The sequence below is a fragment of the Pseudoalteromonas sp. TAE79 genome (genome assembly GCF_000498015.1).
GTDB lineage: Bacteria > Pseudomonadota > Gammaproteobacteria > Enterobacterales > Alteromonadaceae > Pseudoalteromonas.
Map to the genome: position 1 here is coordinate 1 of NZ_AUTL01000153.1, position 956 is coordinate 956.

General features: G+C 48.1%; 1 rRNA gene. It reads left to right on the forward strand.

Annotation, left to right across the window (positions count from 1 at the left end):
- Nucleotides 1-742: ribosomal RNA gene (locus L655_RS0111420) — 23S ribosomal RNA — on the forward strand; the annotation flags it as partial.
- Between the last annotated feature and the right edge of the window lie 214 nt (nucleotides 743-956).

Here is a 956-nt window from a genome sequence, read left to right on the forward strand (position 1 = left end):
CCTTGAAATACCACCCTTGTAGTTTTGATGTTCTAACGTTGGCCCCTGAATCGGGGTTACGGACAGTGCCTGGTGGGTAGTTTGACTGGGGCGGTCTCCTCCTAAAGAGTAACGGAGGAGCACGAAGGTTGGCTAAGTACGGTCGGACATCGTACGGTTAGTGTAATGGTAGAAGCCAGCTTAACTGCGAGACAGACACGTCGAGCAGGTACGAAAGTAGGTCATAGTGATCCGGTGGTTCTGAATGGAAGGGCCATCGCTCAACGGATAAAAGGTACTCCGGGGATAACAGGCTGATACCGCCCAAGAGTTCATATCGACGGCGGTGTTTGGCACCTCGATGTCGGCTCATCACATCCTGGGGCTGAAGTCGGTCCCAAGGGTATGGCTGTTCGCCATTTAAAGTGGTACGCGAGCTGGGTTTAGAACGTCGTGAGACAGTTCGGTCCCTATCTGCCGTGGGCGTTTGAGAATTGAGAGGGGTTGCTCCTAGTACGAGAGGACCGGAGTGAACGAACCGCTGGTGTTCGGGTTGTCATGCCAATGGCATTGCCCGGTAGCTACGTTCGGAACTGATAAGCGCTGAAAGCATCTAAGCGCGAAGCAGGCCTCGAGATGAGTTCTCACTAGACTTTTAAAGTCTCTGAAGGGCCGTTGAAGACTACAACGTTGATAGGCAAGATGTGGAAGTGGTGTGAGCCATTAAGCTAACTTGTACTAATTACCCGTGAGGCTTAACCATACAACGCCAAACGCGTTTTATGTGATAGTGAAATAAGCGAAGAAGTTAATATAACTAAAGTAGATATTACTGAAAAGACTTAAAAAATATTATCATATATTTTCCAAATTCATGAGGTGACTCTTAGCGCATAGCGTTAAAGTTGAGGCACCTTGCGCAAAGAAAATGGTAGCACTACGTGCTTGTCATTGATTCTTTGCACCTAATTTGCTTG